At 41.2% G+C, this 21,668-nt stretch carries 10 protein-coding genes and 1 pseudogene; 4 read left to right on the top strand and 7 right to left on the bottom strand.

Annotation, left to right across the window (positions count from 1 at the left end; all coding sequences use genetic code 11):
- Positions 1 to 32 precede the first annotated feature (32 nt).
- From ACHB7C_RS12785 to ACHB7C_RS12760, 6 genes and pseudogenes are all read right to left on the bottom strand, one after another.
- A complete protein-coding gene (locus ACHB7C_RS12785) occupies positions 33 to 413 on the bottom strand; it encodes a DUF6911 family protein (protein ID WP_210846917.1) in 381 nt (126 codons plus the stop codon).
- A complete protein-coding gene (locus ACHB7C_RS12780; RefSeq protein ID WP_395347502.1) occupies positions 413 to 12,199 on the bottom strand; it encodes a hemagglutinin repeat-containing protein in 11,787 nt (3,928 codons plus the stop codon). The genes ACHB7C_RS12785 and ACHB7C_RS12780 overlap by 1 nt, the downstream gene beginning before the upstream one ends.
- Before the next feature lie 11 nt (positions 12,200 to 12,210).
- Positions 12,211 to 13,919, bottom strand: a pseudogene (locus ACHB7C_RS12775) (ShlB/FhaC/HecB family hemolysin secretion/activation protein).
- 453 nt (positions 13,920 to 14,372) lie between these two features.
- Positions 14,373 to 15,038 (bottom strand): heme exporter protein CcmB, encoded by a 666-nt coding sequence (gene ccmB / locus ACHB7C_RS12770; RefSeq protein WP_042846836.1) that lies wholly within the window; start codon positions 15,036 to 15,038, stop codon positions 14,373 to 14,375.
- Positions 15,023 to 15,655 (bottom strand): cytochrome c biogenesis heme-transporting ATPase CcmA, encoded by a 633-nt coding sequence (gene ccmA / locus ACHB7C_RS12765; RefSeq protein ID WP_395347501.1) that lies wholly within the window; start codon positions 15,653 to 15,655, stop codon positions 15,023 to 15,025. The genes ccmB and ccmA overlap by 16 nt, the downstream gene beginning before the upstream one ends.
- Positions 15,656 to 15,684: 29 nt before the next feature.
- Complete coding sequence (locus tag ACHB7C_RS12760; RefSeq protein WP_042846838.1) at positions 15,685 to 16,863, bottom strand: ion channel; 1,179 nt, start codon at positions 16,861 to 16,863, stop codon at positions 15,685 to 15,687.
- 329 nt (positions 16,864 to 17,192) lie between these two features.
- On the opposite strand from ACHB7C_RS12760, the gene cptA reads away from it, so the two are divergent.
- Complete coding sequence (cptA, locus tag ACHB7C_RS12755) at positions 17,193 to 18,902, top strand: phosphoethanolamine transferase CptA (RefSeq protein ID WP_042846839.1); 1,710 nt, start codon at positions 17,193 to 17,195, stop codon at positions 18,900 to 18,902.
- A gap of 44 nt (positions 18,903 to 18,946) precedes the next feature.
- Here cptA and ACHB7C_RS12750 read toward each other — a convergent pair whose 3' ends face one another.
- Positions 18,947 to 19,633 carry a DUF421 domain-containing protein gene (locus ACHB7C_RS12750; protein ID WP_042846840.1) on the bottom strand — a complete coding sequence of 229 codons (687 nt, stop codon included), beginning with the start codon at positions 19,631 to 19,633 and terminating at the stop codon, positions 18,947 to 18,949.
- Between the two features lie 308 nt (positions 19,634 to 19,941).
- On the opposite strand from ACHB7C_RS12750, the gene ACHB7C_RS12745 reads away from it, so the two are divergent.
- The 3 genes from ACHB7C_RS12745 to ACHB7C_RS12735 all read left to right on the top strand — a co-directional run bounded on the left by ACHB7C_RS12745 (position 19,942) and on the right by ACHB7C_RS12735 (position 21,263).
- On the top strand, positions 19,942 to 20,265 hold the full coding sequence (locus tag ACHB7C_RS12745; RefSeq protein ID WP_042846841.1) for a hypothetical protein: 324 nt from the start codon (positions 19,942 to 19,944) through the stop codon (positions 20,263 to 20,265).
- A 216-nt stretch (positions 20,266 to 20,481) separates the two neighbouring features.
- Positions 20,482 to 20,925 (top strand): GNAT family N-acetyltransferase, encoded by a 444-nt coding sequence (locus ACHB7C_RS12740; RefSeq protein ID WP_042846842.1) that lies wholly within the window; start codon positions 20,482 to 20,484, stop codon positions 20,923 to 20,925.
- A 71-nt stretch (positions 20,926 to 20,996) separates the two neighbouring features.
- Positions 20,997 to 21,263 carry a DksA/TraR family C4-type zinc finger protein gene (locus ACHB7C_RS12735; protein WP_042846843.1) on the top strand — a complete coding sequence of 89 codons (267 nt, stop codon included), beginning with the start codon at positions 20,997 to 20,999 and terminating at the stop codon, positions 21,261 to 21,263.
- Positions 21,264 to 21,668: the final 405 nt, after the last annotated feature.

Below are 21,668 nucleotides of genomic sequence, written 5' to 3'. Positions count from 1 at the left end.
CCCAGTGTGGGGCTGGGATCTTTTTATTAAAATTAAATTAATAAATGATTTTGTACATTACCAGTATTAAAGAATTCATACACAACTTGAACAATAAATGAAAAATCAGTTGTTATTTGATTTTTAGGCCAATAGTCACCTAATATACAAATTGTTTCTTTAGTCATTTTTTCATCATAATATGTTCTAACTTCATAATCATCATTGATTATCTCACCTAACATTACTAAATAATTACCTAGCTCTGCCCTTACTTGTAACATTTGTGAGCCAATATCATTATCATGAATATCTAGTGTTAAGGTTCCATATCCAATTTTTAATAATGTAAGTTTTTTTTCAATATCATCCCATATAGGATTTTCACTGTTCCCTCCAGTACCGTTTAATGTCCAGCTCAATGAAAATAACATTATTTTTTCTCCTTTAATGATTTCATGCCAGGATTCCAATACAATGTTTTTCCAGTACTTTCTTCATAAACAGTTAGAGATTTTAATCCTGCCTTATCTGCCATTGCTGCAATATCTCCACGACAGTATCCACATACAGGTTCTTTTGTAACTTTCATATTCATATCTCGACCGACTGTGATACCATCTTCAAACGCTTGCTGAATAGTACCCACTTCAGCATGAGCAGAAGCCATATTTCCATTTGGTAAATATTTGCTAGGATTTTTTTCTACTTTCGCTTCTATTCTATCGTTAATTAAAGTTGGACGACTTTTGTCACCTAAAAAATAATCAGGTCTATTTCCCTGGTTAGTATCTTTAAATATTTTCCCTGTTTCTTTATCTATTAATTCCGCTTCCACCTTCGGAATAGATGTATGTATTTTTTTATCTAAAACTGTACTACTTTCCTGAATTATTGTAGTTTCTGGAGAAACAATCCCACCATTTGGCTTACCAGTCGTAACCTTGTTTCCTGTATGTCCTCCAAGAACAACCGCAGCCCCAAGTCCTAGGTTAATACTGCCTTCAGTAATTTTTCCATCTGCAATTTGACCAATCCCTGTCCCTGCTTGATATGACCCTCCTGAAATCAAAGCCAACCGCATTATTTGGCTAGCTCTCCCCGGACCCGCTAATAAAGCATCTGTACCTATCGCCGCTTGCCATGCATGCCTTTCTTCCGCACTCAACTGGCCTAAGGCTTCATAATAAGCGGAGCGATCATTTTTAAACCCACCTGGATATTTTAAAATAATTTCTATCTGTTTTTTCGCATCGCTTTCGCTCATGCCTCTTAACTGTAGCTGTATCCCAATGGCATCAAGGTACTCAGTTAATTCAAGTTGTCCTTTACTGTCTAATTCTCCCTTACGATAGAGGTCGACTAACTTGTCGGTATAAGCATCTTTATCTGATAAATAAATAATATCTTGAGAGGCTTTCTTTAAGTTTCTGCCCGCCTTTTGATCTTCAAGTGCTTTATCTCTTGCATCTCTATCATCAGGACTTAATAGGTTATTCTCAACCGTGGTCTTCCCTGCCTCGGCAGCATTGCCTGCGCTCGATGTATCGCCACCCACTAATCCGCCGGCTATCCCCGCTGCCAAACTCGCAAACGCACTCACCGTCGCTTTTTCATCTTCCGTCAGCTGGCTTACATCCTTTTTATACAGCTCTTGCGACAGCATCCCCATCGCTTCACCCGTCATGGCTCCCAGCGATTGTGCCCCTGCATTTTCACCTTTTGCCAGCGCTAATGCAACATTCGCAATACCATGGGCCGCTAAACGCCCTGCTTTATTTTCCTCTCCAATATTCTTGGCTATCTGATTGGCGATATACGGTGCACTCGCATTCGCCACCGCTTTATTCACATCACCACTCACCAAGCCTTGGATTAACGCCGTCCCTGACTCCACGATACGGCGATTATCACCACCAACGCCCCATTCTGACCCTTGAACCGCTTTCTCTATACGATCATTTAATACCGCGTTCCGAATGGCCGTTTCATCCCCTTTTAAGTTCGGATCTTTGATAGAAGCAATGGCTTTCTTACGCTCATCGTCTGTCATTGGCGTTTTATCAAAGTTTTTCCTTTCGTTCTTAGTGGCTTCTATCCTTTCATTCGTCACCGCTATATCAGTAATCTGCTTACCTAACTCGCCCACTAACTGCGTTTTCTCTATCCGCTTTTGCTCTTTCTCTTTATCAAAAATCGTATTGAGTTTTTCATGAGCATTGTCTGTATCTCGGCTTAATTCGCTGACATCTTGTTTCTGATTGTCTTTATCGCGAATAACAATGTTACCCTCCGATACCGCTGCATGCGTGGTATTACTGTCTTTCCCTTTGTTATTCACATTGGTCAGCAGTGAACCCGCTGCATTCCCCATTAACTGGTCTTCAAATGGTGTGCCTCCTGTACTGAAACCACCACTTTGGCTATCCACCTTGTACTCCGCTTTGTTTTTAATATCACCAAAGCCCAGAGTACCTGTATCCAATGTGTTTTTATCCGCCTCTGCCGTACTGCTTATGACCGCACCATCAAGTTGTGTATGCTCACCCACCGTAATATCAAAACCGCCTTTGCCTGCATTGATACCCGTTTGCTTATCTACCGATTGATAATCGCTGTGCATTTCGGTTTTATTGGCATTCACGGAAGCTGTGGTATTCAACCCTGACCCAATACTGCCAGATACACTGCCACTTTGTTGCTTCGAGTCATATTTGTCCGTCGCTTGTTGGCTAGATAGGGTCAAATCCCCACCTACATTGGCTTTAACGCTTTCACCGCTCACTTGCGCACCGGTTAGCGTGGTGTCTTTGCCACTGTTCAGCGTCAGTTGTTTACCCGCATTAACCTCTGTATCGGTATAGAACTGGCTATTGCCTTTCTCAAAACCATTGCCTTTATTCACGCTCGCATTAACATTCCAACCGCCCGTACTAATACCTGCACCGATTGAACTGCCTTTACTTTCGTTCTTACCATCCACGGTTTGAGTGTTGGTGGCACTGGTCAGGTTAATATCGTTTTTCGCAGTCAAGGTTATGTTTTTACCTGCATCCACTTGGCTGCCTTGTACCGTCAGGTTGCCTTGGCTACCCTCTTTTTTACCTGTGGCTGTAAGGTTGACATTGTCCCCAGCACTTAAGCTGCTACCTGATGCGGTATTTTGCTGTGTTTTCGTGGTGGATTTTGAAGAACTACTGCCATAAGACACATTGACGCCAAAGGCATCTGCCACACTACCACCTTCTTTCAGTCCAGCCAACTCACCGGCTTGCTGAGCTTGTACACCCTGTAAGCCCGCTTTCATTCCTTTAAGTGCAGCTAACTGACCATCATCTTCTTGTTTCGCTGATTTTGCAGTCTGCGCCATACCATCTAACAGGCTACCCGCTGTACCGCCTAACGATACCGTCAACCCACTGGATTTACTTTCCACCGTGGTGATATCCGTACGGCTATTTTCAGCCGCGGTGATACTCACATCACTGCCCGTTACATTGATATCTTTCGCCGCAATCACATCACTGCCGTGAATATTTGCACTGCCACCAGCGGTTAAGTTTACATCTCCCGCCGTACTGCCAATCACACTGCCTTTTTTCTGGTTGCTATCGGTTTCGGTAGTCACTTTTTGTGAAGTTGAACCAACCGTGAAACCTAAACCGCCACTGCTCATTAACCCTGATTTTTTTGTTTTCGACACATGAGTTTCATGCAGTGCTTCGTCAGAAGTGGTTACATTCAATTGATTGCCAGCATTGACAGTAACATCGTTAGTTCCGAGTATATTACTCCCCTCGATATTCACGTCATTCCCTGCCGTCATTTTCACACTATCGCCACTGAATATACTACTGATGGCTGTGCGCTCATTCACCTCATCATGGGTTTCTTTGGTGGTACTTGATAAGAAGCCTTTATCCTTGTGTTTGGTGTGTTTCGCATAATCACTTGTTTCAATACCGGAAGTAATATTGATGTCACGCCCAACATTGATCGCTAACTCCCCACCGCTACTCACGTTTGCTGCACGGGCAGACAGGTCTTGCCCCGCAGATAAGGTTAAATCCCCTTGAGTTTGGATTTGTGTGCCAACCTCTGTGCTGTTAGCGCCACGATAGTAATTGCTTGAATTATGGGTGTAATCAAATGCCGAGCTAACATCGCGAGTTTCTAAACTAATATCACGCCCTGCAATTATCGATGTTTTGCCATCAACCCCTAAGTTGCCGATATCTGTCGCGATTAGGTTTATATCTTGCACCGCTTTTAAGGTAAGCTGACCATTATCACCCGTGACATAGATACTGGCAGGACGCTCGAGCCATTGTGATTTGCCATCCCCACGCTGCGCCGTTTCACTGAGAATATCGCGCCCCGCTGATAACGAAACATTGTCTAAACCACGGATTTCCCCACCAACATTTTTAATATCTTTTAGGGCATCAAGCTGTATGTCTTTGCCTTGGATGCGGCCGCTATTTTCGATATTTTCAGCACGTAAGTCCGTCAATTCACGGCTACTAATTTCGCCGCTATTAAGGATATTGCCAGTCATATTCGCAGAAACATTGCGCCCCGCCAGTAATGCTCCATTGCCGTTTAGATCCCCTTGGCGAGCACGAACGTACACCTGCGGGACACTCACTAGTTCAACACGTCCATCCGGCAACGTGACTTCCTTATTCACCATCCACACAATATCTGTGGTTAAATTCGCCATCTGTTCTGGCGTTAAGGCGATACCCGGTGTCAGGTTAAATTGGTTACCGAATGCCACACCATTGGTTAACAGTGCACGATACTGTTCCTCGTCACTACTGTAGTTACCCAGTAAACGCTGCCCAGTAGTTTCAATCAGTTGGTCACGCACTAAACGCTGCTCATAGTAACCATCACCTAACCGCTTATGCAGTTGTTCATTCGTGACAATATCAATACTCGACAACCATTTTTTATAGTTAGTGAAGCGTGGGTCTGTTTCAATCAGGAATTGGCTATCACTGTTAGGTGTTAGATTAAATAGACTGTTGTCGGGTAATTGGGTATTTGGTCCAACGGTTCTGATCACTGTATCGAGGTTATCTTTACCTTGAGAGCCAGTCTCTGCTGTGATGTTTTCCCCTTTACCTGCGTCATTTTGCCCTTGAATGTCAGTGCCGTTACCCACATTGGCATTTTCGACTTGCAATGATGAGTCAACTGATTTGTCATCTTTGACATCCACTTTGGCTGAAATCGACGGTAATTGCGTCACTTCCATTTGTTGACCTGGTAACAAGTCTAATGGCGTATTTTTACCCTCTTTTAGCGTTTGTTCAGTGATAGCTGAACCTTGGTTATCTTGTAGGCTTGCAGCAGAAACCCCCTCCGCTTGCCCGTCAAGTTTATTCACTTTCACTGAATCGAGCTGAGTTTTATTGATACCACCCGCATTTTCGGTGACTTCTAATAAATGTAATGCTAAATCTTCTTCGCTATTAACCCCTTGGTATTTTGACGTGCTAGTACGCGTTTTCCATTTTTTACCGCCTTTATAGCGATAAATCGTGTTTCCATCCTCAAAAATACGACGAACACCTTGCGCTTCTTCGTTGTTTAGTTCGTAGCCTGTTAAGATCAGGTTTTGCCCTGCCACAACACGTGAATTTTCATTGTTCAGTTGCTGCCCATCAATCGTCAAATGCTTACCACTGGTGATCAGTGCTGCATCGCGTTTGATAACTTGTGTTTCATAAATAATACGGTCGTAATCATATTCATAAAAATATTTTGTCCAGTTTCCGTATTCAAACATCCGCCAGCGATTGGATTTTTCATAATGAATACCCACTTCTTTATTGAGCGTGCCATCTTCATTAATCGCATAACGAGTTTGATTACCATTTCTTGGTTGCAACTTATAACGGTTACCATTACCCGCATCATACCAATCAAAGTGCTCACGACTGACCTCCACTGCATCGTCAGTCAGTTGCAAATGAATATCTTTGTTTTCAAGTAAATCAGTTTTCAGTGTGAGGTTGCCTGACGCTTCAATATTTGCACTGTGGTTTTTCACACTTTTGGCATGACCAGTGGCTTGTAGTTGGTCATTTAATTGCTTACCGATAACTAAATCACCGTCACTGTAAATCAAACCATGGTCACGGTTTAATAGCTCAGAAACCGCAAGGTTAACCTCTTTACGCCCTGCAATAACGGCCGCTTTATCCCCTTGCTTATCATTCAAGAGGGAATTGACCGCTATTGCTAAGAAATCTCCGTAAATACGCCCTGTGCCTAGATTATCTAAAGAATTCGCAACAATGTGAGTTAATACACCGTCTATAAGCCCAGTATTAAGCACCTGACCGCTGGCTTTAATTCGGGTATTTTGCCCACTGATCTCGCCGGAAAGTTGGTTGATAACGGCCGTAGTGGTTAACGCCAGTTCGCCAAGGCTAGAAAATAACCCTTTATTGGTAAAGCCTTGTGCAAAATTCGCGGTTAAGTTCTCGCCAGCTTGAATGCGCCCTGTATTTTCAAATAACTGGTTAAGTGTCAGTGATAATGCTTTTTGTGCAATCACCTTGCCTTCGCCCGTTAATTGGTCCGCAGAAATAGCGGCTGAGCCATTACTAACCATCACCCCTTGTTGGTTCGATAATACTAAGGCTTTACCTTGGGCATTATCAGTTACATTCAACTGAGTTCCCGCTGAGAGCATCCCTTGAATATTATTCAAGCTTTGTGCCACATTCGCTTCAATGGCTTGCCCTGCACGGAGTGCACCGCTTTGGTTATCTAATGTCGTGGTTTTCAGGGTGATATTCTGCCCTTCCAAACCTTTACCTGTTTTAGCTGTATTTTTGTTATCAATAGATTGAGCTGAAATATCGAGGTTTTCATTAGCCTTGATCCAGCCTTGTTGGTTTTCAATTTGCTGTTTTACTGCCAATTCAACATTATTGAGGCCTTGAATAACACCACTCGCATTATTGAGCTGTTGCGTATTCACGTTCAAGTTTTGACCAGACAAAAGCTGCCCTTGCTGGTTTTCAATCCGTTGATGAATATCCAGCGTTGCATTTCCCTGTGACTGAACAACCCCTTGAGTATTATCGAGGTTCTTTCCTGTCACGTTTAACGCCGATTGGCTCAGTAATAACCCTTTTTGATTATCAATCTGCTCAGCATTCACGGTAAGTCCAAGTTTTCCTTGAACAGTACCTTGGGTATTAGTTAAATCCCCTGTATTCAGTTCGAGCTTGCCATTACTCGCTAATGTGCCCTGTTGGTTTAATAGCACCTGTTGCTGGGTATTGATATCCATTGACTGACCCGCAAAAATTTGGCCATTCTGGTTTTCAATACCTGTGGTGGTGAGCGATGCCGCTTCCGAACTTTGAATTTGTCCTTGCTGGTTAAGAAGCTTGCCACTGTCAATGGATAAGCCTCCACCACTTAATATGCCACCATTTTTTTGCGTGTAGCTATTATTCACCACTTCACCATGGGAATTCAGAGTCAGCTGATGGCCTGCTTGCAGTCGGCCTTGTTGATTATCCAGCGCTCCCGTATTCACCGTTAAATCATTGGCGGCAAGAATTTCACCTTCGCTATTATCAACACGCTTTTTCTGGCTATTGAGTGAAATTTGACTAGCTTGAATTTTCCCTTGGCGGTTAATTAACTCTCCAATGGTTAATGCTAAATTTTGGCTAGCAAAAATCCCCTGTTCATCTGTTTTAGCTAGGTTAGTTAAACGCTGTCCTTGGGTATCAATATTAATGGATTGCCCTTTGATCACCCCTTCGCTGTTATCCAATTGTTGGATATTCATTGTCAGCTCGGACTGACTTCCCACCAAACCTTGCTGGTTATTAACCCCTTGGCTGTTCAATGTCAGTGCATTTTTTGCCACAATACGGCCCTGCTCATTATTGAGCTCACCGGTAGTTAGGGTTAAACCCCCTTGCGCATAAATCCCTTTGTCATCACCGCTTTGGGTATTAATCAGTTGCTCACCATGGGTATCAATCAGCATCTCACTGCCTGATTGAATTGAGCCTTGCTGGTTGTCTAGTTGGCCGCTATTTAATACCAGTGTTTGCTGAGCTAACAGTGAGCCCTGTGTATTATCAAACCGCTGGTTATGGGTATTAATATTGATAGCATTGGCTTGTAAGTAGCCCAACTGGTTTTGCAGCGCCTGATTGCGCATCTGTAAAAGGCGTTCTGCGGCAATTAACCCAGCTTGGTTATTGATATTATTAGTAATGTTCAGTTTTGCATTACCATGACGAGCAACCAGCTTACCTTCTCGGTTATCAACGCTATCTGCGCTAATATTCAGGTTATTTTCACCAACAATAGCCCCATGTTGGTTCAATAACTCACTCAGCAAATTAATAGTGAGCTCACCGTTCTTCGCGGTAATAATTTGCCCATCGTTGTTATTCAAAGAATCAGCTTGTAGAGTAAAATTACCGTTACTCCCTATTTCACCCGCTTGATTGTTCAAATAACCTTGTAACGTAATTTCCCCTGCTGTATCGCCAGTTTGCAATAATTTCCCACCTTGGTGGTCAAGGGTATTTGCCGTTATTAAGATTTGTTCAGCCTGAGTGATAGCCTGATTCAGTGAAACAGCACCCGTTTGAATATTCAACGTATTTGCGGCCAGTATTTCGCCTTTATCGCCATCCAGTGACTGGCTGTTTAATGTCACATTCCCCATACTGGCGATCACTTTTCCCGTACGGTTGATCAACGATTGGGCTTCCATAAACACGCCTTGGCGGCCTGTTAGCGTTCCACCTGTGTTATCCAGAGCATGCTGAATTTGTAAGTCTAACTTACCCATTTTTGCGCTGAATATGTGACCTTGTTGATTATCAAGGGTATTGGCTTTGATCAGCCAAGAACCATTACCACTGATATCCCCTGTGTTATTATCAAGATGTTGGGATAGGTTAATAGTACCTTGCTGCTCACCCAGTTGGGTCATCGTCCCTTGTTGATGCGTTAAATTATTCGCTGTCAATTGGATGTGTTGTGCTTGCGTAGTCGCTGCACTTAGGTCAATGTCTTTACCATTAAGTGATAAGTCACCTTGTGCAACCATCTCCCCACGTTGGCCTTGCAGGTTTTCAGTCGAAACCGACATATTGCCTTGTTTACTAATCACTTTCCCATCGGTATTCGTGAACGAGAGCGTGTTGAGCATAAAATTTTGCTCGGCAAACAATGTCCCTTGGGTGTTATCTATGCCCTGCTTTGCATTTAAGATCAAAGCCCCTACTTTTGATGCCACTACCACACCTTGCTGGTTAGAAAGCTTAGCCACATCCAAGCTTAATGTGCCTTGGCTACTAATATTTCCTGATTGGTTATCAAGGTGTTGAGCTAGTTTAATTTCCCCTTTTTCACTACCTGTTTGTAGCATTTGGCCACGTTGATGGGAAAGGCTTTGCCCATCAATTTGGATATTATCGGCTTGTGTCACTGCATCATTGAGGTTCAGGTTATCTCCTGTTAAGGCGAGTTTACCTTTCGAAAGGATTTCCCCTTTCTCACCATCCAGTTGTTTTAACGCCAGATGATTATCACCAAAACTGGCAATAACTTTGCCCGATTGGTTAATTAAATGCTCTACTGCGAGCTGAACCCCCTGATTACCTAATAATATTCCTTGCGTATTATTCAGCGCCTGTTGAATACTCAGTGTCAATTGCCCCTGTTTGGCGGCAATGATTTTCCCCTCTTGGTTATTCAACTCGTTTGCCACAATATCAACTTGACCATTACTGGAGATTTCCCCTTTCTGGTTATCAAATTGATTTTGAATATGCAGCTTGGTTTTTCCTTCCCCTGTTTGCAATAAGGTTGCGCTCTGATGGATGAAGTTATTGGCTAAAATAGAAATTTGATCCGCTTGGGTTAAACCTTGGTTTAAGTTGATATCAGCGCTTTCGATGCCTAATGTGTTTTTCGCAAAAATAGTGCCTTGTGCACCGTCTAAACTATTTGCTGTCAATAAAGCTGCACCCGATAAACTGCTGATTTTACCTTGTTGGTTAATCAGTTTATCCGCTTTGATCATCAAATACTTATCGGTTTGGACAACACCACGGGTGTTATCAAACACCTTTGCAGACGTAACATCTAAGCGATGGTTCGCCCCCGTTAGTAATTTACCGTCTGTATTGTCGACTTTTTCTGCCTGTAAGCGTAAATCACCTTTGGATGTGATACTTCCTTGGTAATTATCAAGCTCATTAGTCACATTAAGCCCCATGGCTTTACTCCCCGTCTGCAACATATTGCCTTGACGGTGAGATAATGTATTCGCTTGTAACGTGATTTGCTCTGCTTGGGTGGTGGCGTTATTTAAATTCACTGATTGTGCGGTTAAATTCAATGCACCATTGGTGAGGATCTCCCCTTTTTGCCCATCTAGTGAATCCGCTTTGATAGTTAGCCCTTGCTTACCAGAGGCTAACAACGTGCCTTGCTGGTTGTTCAGGCTTTGGCTTTGAATATCCATTTTGCCATCACGGCTTAATAACTGACCCGATTGGTTATTCAGCTGTTGCGTGATAACGGAAGTCTCTCCCGCTAGATTGACCTCACCTTGTTGATTACCTAATACCTTAGTGTGTAAGGTATTTTTTGAATTTCCTTTTTGAACGAGCTTACCCTGTTGGTTGTCGATAAACTCGGGAGCAGATAAAGTGAGTTGGTGAGCAACAATCTCCCCTTTTTGGTTATCAATGCCGCGTTTAGCAGTCAATGTCGCGTTGTTCGTTGCCAGTAAATGCGCTTCTTGGGTGCGAATATCCGTTGCGGTAGACGTCAGCGCGATATTTTTGGCTTGGGTATTGGAATGGGATAGATCTACTCCGCTGCCTGTTACTGTTAATGAGTCTTTAGCAACAATATCCCCTTGTAATGCTATTTCTTTCTCGCCTTTAACCGTTAATGAACCCGCTGATGTAAGCTTACCTTTACTATCGACCCCCGCGGCTAATAATGCGGTACGGTCACTATTGATTTGCTCAGCACTTAGCGTTGCATCGCGCCCTGCGACGATTTGGCCTTTATCGGTGTTGGTTATTACCTGTTTCGCCTTAAGTTGGATATCATTTTGCGCCAGTACGGTGCCTGTGTTATTGATAGCTTTCTGGCTATTTATTGCAATATTGTGACTGGCGGTGATCACCCCAGAGTTACCCACTTTACCATCAGCAGAAAGTGTAATATCCCCGGCTTCTGCACCAATATGCCCTGCATTTCGTACCCCAACACCATGTTCTGTACCACGCATTTTGATGGTATTGGCATACATCCCCCCTAATGCAGCCACATCTAGAGCAAATTCAGGCTTATCATCAATAGAGGAGTTATCCGTTTTAAGAATGGTTTTCCCATCCGCCGCAACAGTATTTTTTCCTGTCGTAATCGCTAAATCTTTCGCATGTAATTTGGCATTAATATTCACTGAGCGAGCGATCAACGCTGTGTAGTTAGTCCCATTGCCGTTATAGCCTTTACCGACAATATTGATACTGCCTTTATCAACGTCAAAGCCCTTAATTTTGCCATTTTCAATCAATGTTTTACCGGCAGAAAGTAACGCCTTGTCCGCATTAATAAAACCACAACCATTACAGGTGATCCCTGCTGGGTTGGCGATGATCACATCGGCTTTTTTCCCTGCAACTTCAATAAAGCCATTGAGCTGGCTAGGGTCGCGGCTATTCACCTCATTAAGGATGATCTTAGCTTCCCCTTTGGCGAGCCAATCATTGCCTTGGATCATGCCACCGAGTTGCGTATTGACGTTGGTACTACTGTTGTTGAGGATCGCCCCTTTATGATCAACATCGAATTGGCTGTATTGGTTACGAGATACACCATCGCGATTTGGCGCTTGAATGTTGACTTGTGGCAAACCATTTTGTGTATTCACGACAGTGGGTTGCTGGTTACCCGGCGCTTTACCATCCGCAACAATCGTTGACGAAGAAGCGCTAAAGCTCACCATTCCCAATGTTAGCCATAGGGAAGTGACAATCGGCTTGATTGACCAACGTACGCGGCTATTTGCGGTTTTCTCAACACGGTTTTCACTTGAACAGGCAGGGCCCGCACGATGACTGCGCGTAATATCCGCCACCACCATCACCATTTGGCGGGCAGTATTAAAAATTAAGCGATAAAATAACTTGTTCATCCTGAGAGTCCTTAATAATTCCAGTTAACCGAAAACGCAAATGTAGCAGGGTCTGTTTTAAAACCATCGGGTTTAGAGAATGGGGTGCCAATTGAAAGGTCATAGCTTAAGTTGGCAGGGTTGATTGCACCACGTAGGCCAATCGCGCCGCCTGCAAGGTGTGTACCTAAATTAATGTCAGTTCCACGCCCGCTAATTTTGCCATAATCGACGCCCACATATAGCTCTTGAGCGGGGACAGGTAATGCCCATGATAATGTGTTACGTAGCGTCCAGCCTTCATCCGCACTGAGAGTACGTTCGCCATCAAACCCACGGACTGTCCAACGGTTACCAATACTGAACTGGTCTTGGGGGGTCAGCGGCCGGTCACTCCGTTGGCGTAAATATTGCGTATCAAAACGCAAGGTTTGGTCAGCTACGCTGAAAGGCACGCTCGCTGAGGCTGAAAACTGCATAATAATGGCCAGTGCCGTCGCATAATCTTGGGAGTCTTTACTGCGAAACTCTTCAAAAGCAGGCATCGCACCAAACCAACGCGTACCGTGTTGATAACTCGCCCCTAAATTAATAGTTGATTGCCCCACATATTGGCGGTGATTTAAGCCCAATTTCCATGCGGTAGTGCGGCGCTTTTGGTTTTCAATTTCGGTGTTTTGTACAAAGTTACGGGTTTCACGCAAATTCACATCATAGGTGGCGGTCGTTTTAGCCGTCGCATCACGGTACAGCACATTACTCAGTTGCAGGTTCAGGCTTTTGCTTTTACCGCGATATTCAATATCACTGTTTGCACCAGCGATGGTTTGGGTGTATTCATAATCACTTGCGGTAGTGGCAAATTGCCAATACCCAAAGGGTACCGAATAATGAGCGCTGTAGTTGGCAGTATCTTTATCGCTGGAAAACTTAAATCCCGCGTTGCCGTAATGTAGAAAAGGTCACTAAGCGAAGTCGGGTTATCCAGTGCCAACATCACCCCTGCTTGGTTTTTACCGGTACTTTTTGAGCCTGTATTGTCCACCCACGCACCTGCATGCCAATAGCGTGACTGCTGCCGATTAATTACGATTTGGGTTTCCCCTGGGCCATCCCCCGGCACCATTTCCATTGAGGCTTGCACAGTAGGTAAACGTTGTAGATTTTCTAAACCTTGCTCGATATCACGCAAATCTAATAAATTACCTGAATGCGCTGGCATCGCGGTATACAGCGTACTGTATTGTGATGAGTCATCCGTAAATATGACTTTTTGCACTTTTCCGGGCATCACAACCAACTGGAGAACGCCAGTCGATAAATCTTGTTCGGGAACCAATACGCGACTGGTGATCCAGCCATGGCTAATTAATCTATTTTGGACATCTGTCACTAATAAATTAATGCCATCAATACCAATACAGTGACCCACTGCCTGATTCGCTAGCCTTTCAATAGGCACCCAATGGGGAAATGCCTCTTGCCCACTGACAGCAACTCGTTCAATTAAGAAACAGGGATTCTCTTGCGGAAATTTTAACCGTGTTTTTGCTATAGCCGCGGATAAATTTACATCAGGGGATTTCGCATCAAACTGTTGTTGTAAAGTTTGTTGTTGATGCGTTTGGCGATTGAATAAGTTATCGGTGTTATCCGGCTTCAATAACTGTTCTTTTGCTAAAACAGGAAAACAAAAGGTAGAAAAAAGAGTTCCGAGTAGTAAGGTACGTACATTAATCATTAGCTTTTTTTAATTATTTACATTTAAGTTAAGTCAATATACGTAACTTTACATTTTTTTGTTTAAATGACAATCCTAATGTTTATTATTTAATGTTAATTATTTAATTAAAATGTAAATACAGAATTTTCTTACAAAGATAAATTTATCAAATGGATAGCAAATACAATATCCATGATAGTTGTACTCAATATAAATTTTCGGCTTAGTTAACCCCAAGTAAATGCACTTAGAATGAAAATTTAAGTAAATTAGAATCAAATAGTTGCAAGGTACACTCAATTAGAGGGTAAAGAGAATCTAATTAATTACATTTAAAATAGTTTGTTACACTTTTTTATCAGGAAGGAGGAAAAAACTTATTCGAGTTTTTAAAACCCTCTTTTCTCCCCTCGAACTAAAAAGACGAAGGTTTCAGAGGGCTTTTTGATGAATATAGATGAGATAAACCAGTTAGCTATTACTGATATTGATTTTTAATGCCGCAGCAATCGCTAAAGGGGAAAAAGTGATACTCGCAGCGAATAAAGCCGCTAAAATAGCAAAATAGCCATCTAATGGCATTTTAAAACTATGGGCTTCCATCGTCCCTGTCGCATAAATAAGTACTGGGATATATAAAGGAAGAACTAGCAGGCTCACTAAAACACCGCCCTTCTTCAATGAAACCGTTAATGCGGCCCCAATCGCCCCAATAAAACTCAGCACTGGTGTCCCTAATAGTAACGTCCCCACAAGCACTAAAAGTGTATCAGCACTGAAAGACAGCATTAATGCGGCAATGGGAGATAACAGGATCAACGGCAGACCAGTCACTAACCAATGGGCGATAACTTTAGCGAATACGCTAATAAATAAGGGGTGTGGTGCGAGTAACAACTGTTCAAGGGAACCATCAAGATAGTCGTCTTTGAATAAGCGTTCTAATGATAAGAGTGACGATAAAATTGCAGCCACCCAAAACACCCCTACGGAGATACGCGCTAATAACTGGGGCTCAGGCCCGATACTTAGCGGAAATAATGTGATAACAATTAAGAAAAACCACAACGGGTTCATCAGTTCAGAAAAACCACGAAATGCAATTTTGAGTTCTCTATTAATTAATAACCAAAACATGATTCAACCCCACCAGTCAGTTTTAGTGACCCAAATTGCCCCGACATGGCTTGATGAGAGGTAAATAAAATGATGCCCCCCTGTTTTGCATGTTGATGAAAACGCTCTGTTAAGCGTTCCACACCAGCTACATCAATCGCAGTAAACGGCTCATCTAATACCCATAATAGTGCATCACTTAGCCATAACCTAGCTAAGTTCACTCGGCGCTGTTGCCCTGCTGACAGTTGGCTAACAGGGATATCTTCATAACCAATTAAAGAAACTTCCTCTAAAGCAGACCAAATCTGCTCTCCAGCATCCCCTTTATGATGCATTTGATGATAAAACTTTAGGTTTTCGTAAGGGGTCAATAAGGATTTAACTGCCGGTTTATGCCCTAAATAAAGTAGGTGACGGGTAAACTCCTCTTTAAGTTTATCAATCGGCTGATTATTCCAACAAATAGCCCCCTCATCAGGTTTTAATAGCCCAGCCACCATGCGTAAAAGGGTGGTTTTCCCCGCCCCATTTGGCCCTTCGACCTGTAAAATTTCACTGGGCTGCACCGTAAAATCTAGCTGGTGAAATAACACTCTATTTTGCCGATGGCAACTCACCTGTTGAGCACTTAGCATGAAGCAGAATTCCTGTTTTGATTTAGAGGTTAGCTTTTTGCAACTTTATTCAACAGCATATCACTAATCGAGTCATTGGATATTGCGTCACCGCAAAGCACTTGCATCAAAACTTCAGAGCCTAGAGTCGATAATGAAAACAGCATATCCGGCTTCAATAAACGAACTTTATCCATATTGTTTTCTTGGTTGATCAAAACCACAGTTTTAACTGGGTTATCACTCCCTGCTAACTCTTTCACGCCCAATAAAGCAAATGTACTGAGTGAATCACTGTCTGTCATAATCAGCACACACTTAGCATGCTTTACATTGGCTGCAGCGAGTAATTCACTACTCGTTGGGTCCCCAGTTACAATGTTATCTTTTTCTGGATAGTGACTTCGATGGTTTTCTTGGCAAATAACTGCAACAGGTAATTCACGTTTTTTCAGGCTTTGGTAAACATTCACAGCCATTGGGGTACTGCCAATCACCACATAATGATTTTTCATATAAGAAAACCTCTTACGCACAATTTCTTTTGTGCCTTTCGCTAATACCCCAACGATATAAACCACTGAAGTGGTAAAAATCGTGATCCCTAAAAGAATGACTGTCACTGTAAATATCCGTGCATCCACGGTGACTGGGACAATGTCGCCGAAACCGACTGTTGTCATACAAACCAAAGCAAAATAAAAAGCGGTCGTGCCATCTTTAACGACAGGTAAAAATTCATCACCAATATACAAAGTACCAAAAATTGAATAGAGCAATAATGCAATAATACAGGTAATGGCCACGAACCCTGCACTGGTTAAGCTATGGTGATGATATAGCTTCCAAAATACGCAAAGTGCCACTAACAAAGCGAGGGAGAAATAGCCTTGGTGAATATTTTCTTGCACTAATTTTAGATCAACAAATGAAATGATCCCGAGTAAAAACAACGAAAACACCCAGGCGATCCGCGCACCATTGACCATAAATAACGAAAGGAAAATCAATGAAATCCCCAATAGGAAACGCGGGATATCCAGTAATTTCATAAAGCCTAATGATTTTAACCACTGTGTTAGCCCTGATTCACGCCAATCAATGTAGTCTGTATAAGCGCTTAAAACAGGTTTTAAAATCATTGCACCATCAATAATAATCAGTAAAGAAAGTAATACCCTGATTGATAAGGATGATTTCAGAAAAGCCACAAATGAGTTGTCTAACATGAGTTGCTCTCACCCTTTATTGATAAAATTTGCAAATTTTTGATATACCATAAATATATCAAAGGATAATATCAATTCGCTAAATGCGATAACACATAATTATACGTCATCATAGTATTTCTATAATAACCTATAAAACATCGTCTATAATTGAATGTCACCTTATTTGGCTATTTGCTAACATGAAAAAAACAAAGAAAAATTAAGAAATCCTTATTGATAGATAACATATTTTTGAACTTAATTTACACCTTTTTATCTAAACACCGATTTCCCAATTATTTTTCAATGTGACTTAACGATAATAGAAAACAAGAGTTTACAAAACTATGGTTAACACTACACGCTCTGCAAGGTTTAGCTGGATCTCTTTGTTCTGGCTATTAATCTACTTTTGGTATTTTTCGTCATTATTACAGCTATATGTGCTTGTTACTGGGCAAAGCAACTCTATCGGCTTAAGGGACTCATTACTTTACAGCTCCCTTTGGCTAATCCCCGCCTTACTTTTTCCAAAAAAAATTAAGCTGGTTGCAGGGCTGATAGGTATCGTCCTGTGGCTATCTTCTGTGGTTGCTCTCGCCTATTTTGTTGTTTATGGGCACCAAATATCACAAAGTGTTATGTTTGTGATGTTTGAAACCAACACCAATGAAGCTGGGGAGTTTCTTAAACAATATTTTAGTTTCAAAGTGGTTGGTGTAATACTGGCTTATACTGTCGTTGCTATTTTTCTTTGGACACGCCTAAAACCAGTTACACTTCCAAAATCAGGGCGAATCGGTATCTCATTACTGATTTTAATTATTCTGTTTGGTATCCCTTATTATAATAAAGGAATTAAGCAAGACCGCCCAATAGCCAATGTCGCCTCTTATGTGAATAGTAAACTGGCATACGCAGCTCCATGGCAGTTTGTGAGTGGTTACTTATTATATAAGAACCAACTTGCGAATATGGAAGAGCTCATTCGCGATAATAGCAAGATCCCACCATTAGAAAACTTCGTCGATGCGAATGGTAACACTCCTCGGACATTTGTGTTGGTTATCGGTGAATCCACCAGCCGTGATAGAATGAGTTTATACGGCTACACACGCCCAACAACGCCTGAATTAGATGAGCTCGCTAGGGATTACCCAACAAATTTGTCAGTATTTAATGATGTCGTGACATCGCGTCCTTACACCATTGAAGCATTACAACAAATTCTCACCTTTGCAACTCAAACAGAACCGGAGCTATTTAATTCCCGCCCCTCCATTATGAACATGATGAAACAAGCAGGTTTTAAAACGTTCTGGATCACCAATCAGCAAACGATGACCGAGCGTAATACGTTACTTACAGCGTTCTCTCGCCAAACGGATAAACAGTATTACCTCAATAATGATATGGCACAAAGCTCGCGTATATACGATGACGTGGTCTTTGCTCCGTTTAAAGAAGCGCTCGCTGACCCTGCTGAGAAAAAATTCATTGTTGTACACCTATTAGGGACGCATATGCGCTATGAATTCCGCTATCCGGAAGAAAAAGCCATATTTAAAGGGAAAGACGATGTTGTCCCCAAAAACCTTAATGAAGATGAAGTAAACGATTATAACGCTTATGATAATGCACAACATTATAATGATTATGTTGTTTCAACATTAATTAAAGACTTTGATTCTTCAAAAGAAAATGGCTTTTTAGTCTTTTTCTCCGACCACGGTGAAGATGTCTACGATACACCGCCACACAAAATGCTAGGGCGTAGTGAAGGCAAACCAAGTAAAGTCATTTACAATGTTCCTTTCCTTGTTTGGCAGTCCCCTGAGTGGTTGAATACCCATCAATTTGATTTAAATGATAAAACAACTCGCCCATTTAGTACTATGGATTTTATCTATGCATGGTCTGACTTAGCTGGGTTAAATTATACTGGGTTTGAATCTCAAAAAAGCTTATTTAACAATGAGTTTAAACCGCAACCCCGTTATATAGGCGACCCTGAAAATAAATCATCACTGATGCTTTATGATGATTTGAAGAAATAATATGAGGGTAAGTAGATGAGGTTTGCTTCATCTACTTACTTGCTTTATGCAATAATTTTTAATTCATGGCTATTTTTACGGTTTATCTTACCATCTCGTAAAATAAAACTAACTTCTCCGCGCCAAAATTCAGCTAAGAAAATATCATCGACAGAAGCAATTCCTTGTAATTCAATTTGCTGCATTAGCCATTCTTCATCCCTTTCAATAGAATCTAACTCGCTATTTCTAACGATGCCATCTTTCATCAAGATCACCGAAGGCATATTTTTTTCATCACAAATAACCGTTAGCTGCCCATCAGGCTCTATTTGTGCATAATAAATTTCTTGAAATGAGTGAATACCTTGGGCGTGTATCCGTGAAGAAATATTAATAATGTCGATTTTATTTCCTTTTTTTAAGATATTTTCCATAATGAACTGCCCTTTTTTGATGATTGGTATGGGATTACCAATTGCAACATTACGAAAAAAATTAAACTTTTTTGTTAGAAAATTCAAAGAGCTAATAAATAAAACACCAATTATTAAAATAGTAATATACTGATAAAGAGGGATAGTATCACTGTAAATGACCCCACCAATTATTCCCCCAAGCACAAAATTGCCAATAAAATCAATTGGTGTCATCTGGGAAAGCTGAGTCTTTCCTGATAAATTCATATGTGTGATAACAATAGCGAAACCAATAATAAACTTCAAAATGATAAACGAATAATAGTACGTCATATTGCTATCCCTCTATTATCTCAATTAAAAATATATTTTTATCGTTTGTAAACCGACAGCTATTCATCATTTTAGCTGGTTTGCTTACTTATATGTCTACATGACCGACTTAACCATTAAAATATTTTATTTGCCTTTCAACCAAGTCGGCCATCAAGTCTCTTTATCTACCCTAATTTATATTAACCTTTCAAAAAATCATTAATTTGTTTTATAACAATTTTACTTTCAACTATATTTAAATATGAGCATTATGATTAATGCATTTGCATGATTTCAATCACCCCTTTAATACTAAGGATATGTTTATGAATACGAAAGTTATCGCCTCACTATTTTTTGCTGGCATTATGACGGCCATAGCAGGCTGTGATGACGCATCCAAAGGGAATGATACGGTTAAGCAAGCTGAAGAAAAAGCACAACAGCTAAAAGAAGATGGTCAGCAAAAAGCAAATGAACTCTCTGAAGATGTAAAAAATAAGACCGAGGAATTAAAGCAAAACACGGCTGAGTTTGGCCAAGAAGTCAAAACAGATGCTATCAATAAAGCGGATGAAATGGCCACCGATGTGAAAGAAAAAACGGAGTCACTCAAAGCCGAAAACGATGCTAAAACAGATGAGAAATAAGTTTTAGTAACGCTAAAAACAGGAATAAGCTTTGATTAATCAATAAATCAAACGCCTATACTCTCACCTTATCTGCAACCTTAAATGCAGGCTTAAATGCCTGCATTTCCCATCTTTTATTTTTCGTAACAATAAAAGTACTAAAACCTTCCTTACTTAATGGTTATCTCGTTATATAGTGGGGTTTCTTTTATAACGTCGATATCAGGATTTTTCATGCAAATTAAATATAGCCTTGGACATGCAATCCCCAAACTCGTGGAAGATGCATTTGACCTACGCCAACAAGTCTTTACCCACGAACAAGGCTTCCCTGCTGACATCGATGTTGATGAATATGATGATACTGCCTTGCATGTCGTTTTGTACCTTAATCAACACCCAGCAGCAGTGTTACGTTGCATTCTGTTTGAAGAGACCGGGTTAGTCAAAGTGGGCCGTGTTGCGGTACAAAAACAGCATAGAGGAAAAGGGCTAGGCCGCGAACTCATGAAATTTGTTGAGCATTACGCACAACAACATCATTTCAAAAAAATAGGCCTTTCTGCACAACATACTGCCATCGAGTTTTATCACTCTTTAAAGTACCAAACAGAGGGGGAAATGTACGATGAAGACGGAATGGACCACATCTATATGACTCGCTCTTTAGAACAATAATTGACCTTGAATTTAATTTTCTCGCCTCTATATTAATATTAGGTCAATAATTAAACAAACCGAGGTTTCTTATGGCGAATGGCTGGGCAAATGAAAATGCCGTTCAAGAACAAATTGATGCAACATTAGATGACGCAATCACCAAAGCTCGTAGCCAGTTACATTCAGGTGAAAGTGCTGAGATTTGTGAAGAGTGCGGCGAAACCATTCCTGAAGCCCGTCGTTTAGCCTTACCAGGGGTCAGGTTGTGTATCAGCTGCCAAAATGAATTGGATAAAAAAAACGCTGCGTATAGCGGCTATAACCGCCGTGGAAGTAAAGACAGCCAGCTACGATAATTCTGTTAATCTCACTGCTAACTTATCGTTTTTACGTAAAAAACCGCTTGTTTTATCTATTTCGATTAACTTCTCCATAAAGAATGTAAATATTACATTATAACTTATTAATAATATGATAATTAACATGATATTTTTATTACATCCTTATTTTATTTCCCGCTGTTGTTGATCATTTATCCATATCGTGGCAGTATGTCCGCCTGATTTTTTACACTAAAGAGGGTTCAAGGCTCAAAATTAATCACTACTTTTAGCCGTTTTTACTGCTATTAACACGATGTATTTATTGTTCTTTCTACTTTGTTTCCTTAGGAAACCTTTCACAATTATCCATTGTTTCATTAAGAAGGACAGCAGGTTGCATACTTTGTCTCTATTGGTATGCCAAAAATAAAATAAAAC

It is taken from the genome of Providencia sp. 2024EL-00732 (assembly GCF_044006275.1).
Lineage (GTDB): Bacteria > Pseudomonadota > Gammaproteobacteria > Enterobacterales > Enterobacteriaceae > Providencia > Providencia huashanensis.
The sequence above is the reverse complement of the archived record's forward strand: the minus strand, read 5'-3'. Positions and strand labels throughout refer to the sequence as shown.